This is a genomic window from Rhizobacter sp., from assembly GCF_031412075.1.
Taxonomy (GTDB): Bacteria; Pseudomonadota; Gammaproteobacteria; order Burkholderiales; family Burkholderiaceae_C; genus Rhizobacter.
This window is the reverse complement of sequence record NZ_JANOCG010000524.1, coordinates 1-5,087: the sequence shown is the minus strand read 5'-3', so window position 1 is coordinate 5,087 and position 5,087 is coordinate 1. Positions and strand designations below refer to the sequence as shown.

Genomic DNA, 5,087 nt, shown 5'->3' with positions numbered 1-5,087 from the left:
ACGTAACGGACGAGTTCATTCTAAGCGCGAGCGTCTGAACGACGCGACGTTTTCAGAGCAATTGACCGTCTGCGCCAAGGGCTTGATCGAGCCGCTGGATAAGGGCGTCAAGGTCGACTTCGCTGCTGCTGCCTGGAGTGGCCGGCTTGGCCAGCGGGCGTTCGGCCAATGCATAGGCCAGGTTCAGGGCAGCGAGCACGGCAATGCGCTCGCGTGCCTTGACGCGGCCGCCGTCGCGGATCGCGCTCATCTCGCGGTCGACGCTGCTCACCGCTTCGAGCAACGAAACCTCACCGCCTTCGGGGCAGCCGAGCACGTAGCTCTGGCCCATGATCGTCACTTCCATCTGCTTCATGGTGGTCATGGGGAGTCCCCTTCGGTGCGGCTGGCCACCGGTGCGTCGACGGGCAGGCGTTCGAGCAGGGCGTCGATGCGGCTGCGTGCGGCATTCAGGCGTGAGCGCAGGTTGTCGCGCTCGTGGGTGAGGGCAGCCAGTTGCTGCTCCAGCAATTCGTTGGTGCGCTTGAGTTCTTCATGCCGCAGCAGCAAGCGCTCCACGCGATCCGCGAGTTCTTGGGTCTTCGACATGGCGCCCTGGGGGGTTGCGAATGGTTCATTGTAGGGTCGCGTACGGCGCTGCTTACAATCCCGACCGTTGGTGCCCGTGCCGGTTTTCACATCGGCACAGTTAAACGGGAAGCAGAGGTCGTTCAACCCATCGGTTGAAAACCCACCTGCGCTGCCCCCGCAACGGTAAGCAGACGAGAGCCCAAGGCTCTCACTCATGTGCATACACCACTGGCGCCAAATGGCGCTGGGAAGGTTCTCGTGGGATGTCTGCCAGCCCGGATACCGGCCAACAGGGGGAGTGCGGTTCGCCGCACGCCATGAGGTGCGCACTGGCGGGGAAGCCGGCGCGCACGACACTGTTCCGTGAGCATTCAATGACAACTCTCTCTTGCGGGCGCACGCCCATTGCCGTGTTCGCCCTGTCCGTTTTGGCGTCCGCCTGTGGCGCCGTGGCCGCTCAGACTGTTCCAGTCTCGACCATGTTGCCGCCGGTGCTGGTGACGGCCACACGCTTTGCCAAAGATGCCAACAGCCTGCCATTCGGGGTGAGTGTGATCACTGCCGAGGAGATGCGCGACGCGGGCGTCTCCACCGTCAACGAGGCTTTGATGAAGCTGCTGGGCATTCCCGGCAAGCTCGACTTTTATGGCGGTGGCGACTATGGCGTCGACCTTCGTGGCTTCGGCAGCACCGCCGGCAGCAACCAGGTCGTCATCGTCGACGGCGTGCGCGTCAGCGAAGCCGACCTCGGCGGCACGCGCCTGGCGGGCATTTCGATTGATTCGATCGACCGCATCGAGGTAATCCGCGGCAGCGCGGCGGTTCTCTACGGCGAAGGCGCAACCGGCGGGGCCATCGTCATCACCACCAAGGCAGCCAGTGGCAAGGCCGTCAGTGGGGCTCAGGCCTACGCGGCGCTCGGCAGCCAGTCGCTGGCCGAGGCGCGTGCAGGCGGCTCCCTCGTCAGCGGCGGCTTTTCGCTCGACGTGGCAGGCAACCGGCGCACGACCGACGGGCACCGCGAGAACTTCCGTTCATCGATCGAAGGGCTTGCGCTGACGGCCCAGTGGCGCAACGACTGGCTGCGCGTGGGTGGCCAGCACACGCAGGACGAGTTGCACACCGGGCTGCCGGGTGCCTTGACGACGGCCCAATACGAGGCCAATCCGCGGCAGACGAATCGCCCCAACGACCGGGGTGCCATTGACAACCACCGCAACAACCTGTTTGCCGAAGCCACGCTGGGCGACTGGCAAATCGCCGTCGACACCGGCCAGCGCGACAAGACGCTGCTCAGCCTGACCTCGTTTGCCTACGACTACGACATCGATGCCCGCAACCGCTCGGCACGTGTGAAGCACAGCGCCAACTTCGGCCGCTATGCCAATACGGTGGTCGCAGGCGTTGACCACTACGAATGGAACCGTGTCGTGCTCGGCGCTTTTGGCTCGACCAGCGAGCAGGAGAACAAGGCCTTTTACCTCCAAGAAGACCTCAAGCTGCCCGTCGGGACGCGCTTGAGCGCGGGTGTGCGCAAAGAGCGCGTCACCAAGACCGACACCTCGGTGACGACGCCGCTCGATGAATCATTCACCGCCTGGAATGTCGGCGTGGTGCAGCCGCTGGGGGAGAGCGCCTCGGTCTTTGCGCACTTGGGCCGCAGCTTCCGTTTCCCCAACGTCGACGAGATCGGCTTCGCCCAGCCTGGTGGCTTGCGCGTGCAGACTTCGCGTGACATCGACCTCGGCGGTCGCTGGGCGTATGCCGACAGCGGCCGCGCCGAGTTGCGCTTCTATCGCAACGCTTTGCGTGATGAGATCGGCTTCGACCGAAGCGCGGGCTTCTTCGGTGCCAACGTCAACTTCGATGGCCCCACGCTGCGTCAAGGTGTCGAGCTGGAGCTGGCCCACCAAATCAACCGAGCCATTCAACTTCGCCTCAATGCCACGGCTCGCCAAGCCAAGTTCACCGGCGGCACCTACGACGGCAAGGACATCGCGCTGGTGCCCAAGCGCACCGTGTCTGTCGGGGCCGACTGGAAGGTCGGCGGGGGCCACCAACTCAACGGGCTGGTGAACATGGTGTCGTCGCAGTCGCCTGACTTTGCCAACCGGTGCAGCATGCCGGCCTACACGACTGCCGATGCACGTTATGCCTACCGCCAAGGTGACGTGCAGCTGTCGCTGGGTGTCGCCAACCTCACCGACAAAAAGTACTACACCCAGGCGTTCGGCTGCACGGCGAGCGGTGTCACGAGTTCCATCTACCCCGAGGCGGGTCGCAGCTTCGTGGCTTCGCTGCGGGTGGGCTTCTGAGATGGCGGGCGGCGAGCTGATCCTCGGTGGCCAACGCAGCGGCAAGTCGCGCTGCGCCGAGCAGCGCGCCGCCGCTTGGCTCCAGCAGGCGGGCCACACCGCTGTGCTGGTGGCCACGGCCTTGGCCCATGACGATGAGATGCGCGAGCGCATCGCCCGCCACCGCGCCGACCGGGCCGAACGTGTGCCCGGCTTGCACACCGAAGAAGTGCCGGTCGACCTGCCCGAGGTGGTGGCCCGATCGAGTGCTCCCTCGCACCTGATCGTGGTCGACTGCCTCACCTTGTGGCTGACCAACCTGCTCATGCCCATGCACGACCGACCGATCACCGGCGTGTCATGGCAAGCTCGTTGCGCTGAGCTGTGCAATGCCATCGACGCCGCCCGCGGCCCGGTGGTGCTGGTGTCGAACGAGATCGGCCTCGGTGTGTCGCCCCTGTCGGCCGAAGCGCGCCGCTTCGTCGACGAACTGGGCCGCCTGCACCAGGCCGTGGCAGCGCGCTGCGAGCGTGTCACCTGGATGGTCGCAGGCATCGAAATGCCGGTGAAGCGAGGCCCCGCATGAACTACCGCCACAGGGTGTGGGCGTTGCTCTTGTTGTGCTTGCCCTTGCACGCCTGGGCCGAGATCCGCCTGCGCGACGACCGTGGCGCCACGTTGGTGTTTGCCAGCAGCCCGAAGCGCATCGTGACGCTGCTGCCCTCGCTCACCGAAAGCATCTGCGCCCTCGGCGCGTGTGATCGCCTGGTGGGAACCGATCGTTTTTCAAACGCGCCCAAGCGGGTGCAGTCCTTGCCCAAGCTGGGTGGGCTCGAAGACGCGCAGGTGGAGCGCATCGTGTCGCTCAAGCCCGATGTGGTGCTGGCCGCGCAGTCGGCGAGGGTGATCGATCGGCTCGAATCCTTGGGCCTGAAGGTGCTGGTGATCGAATCGAAAACGCATGCCGACGTGAAACGCAGCCTTCAACTGCTGGGCCAGTTGCTTGAAGCGCCCGCCGCCGCCGACGCGGTGTGGGCAGGCATCGAAACCGCCCTGGCCGACGCTGCCGCGCGCACACCACAAGCCCTGCGAGGCCAGCGTGTGTACTTCGAAGTCGACACCACACCCTATGCGGCCGGTGCCACCTCGTTCATCGGCGAAACGCTGACCCGGCTTGGCTTGCGCAACGCCATCCCGCCGGAGCTGGGCCCCTTTCCCCGGCTCAACCCGGAGTACGTGGTCAAGGCGCAGCCCGACATCGTCATCGCGGCCCGCCGCAACCTCGACGACATGCCCAAGCGGCCCGGCTGGAGCTCGATCACCGCGCTGCGGCGTGGCCGCAGCTGCGGTTTCGATCTGGAGGATTACGAATTGCTGATCCGGCCCGGCCCGCGCATGGGCGAGGCCGCGCAGCTGATGGCGACGTGCCTGGCCGGCCTGGTGGAAAAGCGTTGATGTCGGAAGCCGAACGCGTCAGCCGCCAGCGCCTGGGGCTGGCGCTCGGCCTGCTCAGCCTGCTGTTGATGCTGGCGGGGTTGGCCGCCGGCAGCGAAGGCTGGTCGCCGTCGCAAACCTGGGCCTTGCTCAACGGCCCGGATGGTTCGCTCGTGGTCTGGGAGATTCGTGCCCCGCGCACTGTGGGCGCCTGGATGACGGGCGCCTTGCTCGGCCTGGCCGGCGCCGTGGCGCAAGGTCTGTTTCGCAACCCGCTGGCCGACCCCTATCTGCTGGGCTCGGCCTCGGGTGCGGTGCTCGGCGTGGTGGTGGTGCTGGCAGCGGGCACGCTGGTCGGGCATGGCATCAGCCTGGCCACAGCCGATGTCATTGCGCGCATCGGGCTGGTGGGTGCATCGTTTGCCGGCGCGCTGCTGGGCGTCGGCTTGACCTTGAGCCTGGCGCGCGGTGCCCACGAAACCACGCGCCTGCTGCTGGCCGGCGTGGTGGTGGGCGTGCTGCTCGGCGCCATCAGCGACTTGATCACCAACGTGGCGCCCGAGGCGCTGCTCGGCAAGCAAGCCTTTCTGCTGGGCTCCACCGGGTTTCTGGGGTGGAGCAACTGCGCGCTGATGGCGGTGGGTCTGGCGATCGCACTGCCACTCGCCTGGCGCCTGTCGCGTGCGCTCGATGCGCTCACGCTTGGCGAAGAAAGTGCGGTCAGCCTGGGGCTGGCGCTGGCGCATGTGCGGGTGGCGATGGTGGTCGCGCTGGCTTTGGCCACCGGCA

At 66.4% G+C, this 5,087-nt stretch carries 6 protein-coding genes and 1 riboswitch; of the genes, 4 read left to right on the top strand and 2 right to left on the bottom strand.

The genetic code is table 11. From position 1 onward, the window contains the following. Positions 1 to 52 precede the first annotated feature (52 nt). The gene (locus tag RMO40_RS19565; protein WP_309724943.1) at positions 53 to 355 is read right to left on the bottom strand and encodes a cell division protein ZapA; all 303 of its coding nucleotides are present in this window, start codon (positions 353 to 355) and stop codon (positions 53 to 55) included. 5 nt (positions 356 to 360) lie between these two features. After that, entirely contained in the window at positions 361 to 588 is a 228-nt protein-coding gene (locus RMO40_RS19560) for a cell division protein ZapB (protein WP_309724941.1), read from the bottom strand. A gap of 51 nt (positions 589 to 639) precedes the next feature. Then, a riboswitch (cobalamin riboswitch) is annotated at positions 640 to 875 on the top strand. 69 nt (positions 876 to 944) lie between these two features. On the opposite strand from RMO40_RS19560, the gene RMO40_RS19555 reads away from it, so the two are divergent. The 4 genes from RMO40_RS19555 to RMO40_RS19540 all read left to right on the top strand — a co-directional run. Continuing rightward, on the top strand, positions 945 to 2,885 hold the full coding sequence (locus tag RMO40_RS19555) for a TonB-dependent receptor domain-containing protein (protein WP_309724938.1): 1,941 nt from the start codon (positions 945 to 947) through the stop codon (positions 2,883 to 2,885). A 1-nt stretch (position 2,886) separates the two neighbouring features. Then, complete coding sequence (locus RMO40_RS19550; protein WP_309724936.1) at positions 2,887 to 3,450, top strand: bifunctional adenosylcobinamide kinase/adenosylcobinamide-phosphate guanylyltransferase; 564 nt, start codon at positions 2,887 to 2,889, stop codon at positions 3,448 to 3,450. Further along, complete coding sequence (locus tag RMO40_RS19545) at positions 3,447 to 4,319, top strand: helical backbone metal receptor (RefSeq protein WP_309724933.1); 873 nt, start codon at positions 3,447 to 3,449, stop codon at positions 4,317 to 4,319. Before RMO40_RS19550 ends, RMO40_RS19545 begins: the two co-directional genes overlap by 4 nt. After that, the coding region (locus RMO40_RS19540; RefSeq protein WP_309724931.1) for an iron chelate uptake ABC transporter family permease subunit at positions 4,319 to 5,087 on the top strand (769 nt) is incomplete at its 3' end. The genes RMO40_RS19545 and RMO40_RS19540, both read left to right, overlap by 1 nt.

Excerpts from the sequence above, each read along its gene's own strand:
- RMO40_RS19555 (WP_309724938.1), top strand. The coding sequence starts at position 945 with ATGACAACTCTCTCTTGCGGGCGCACGCCCATTGCCGTGTTCGCCCTG.
- RMO40_RS19550 (WP_309724936.1), top strand. The coding sequence starts at position 2,887 with ATGGCGGGCGGCGAGCTGATCCTCGGTGGCCAACGCAGCGGCAAGTCG.
- RMO40_RS19560 (WP_309724941.1), bottom strand. The coding sequence starts at position 588 with ATGTCGAAGACCCAAGAACTCGCGGATCGCGTGGAGCGCTTGCTGCTG.
- RMO40_RS19545 (WP_309724933.1), top strand. The coding sequence starts at position 3,447 with ATGAACTACCGCCACAGGGTGTGGGCGTTGCTCTTGTTGTGCTTGCCC.
- RMO40_RS19565 (WP_309724943.1), bottom strand. The coding sequence starts at position 355 with ATGAAGCAGATGGAAGTGACGATCATGGGCCAGAGCTACGTGCTCGGC.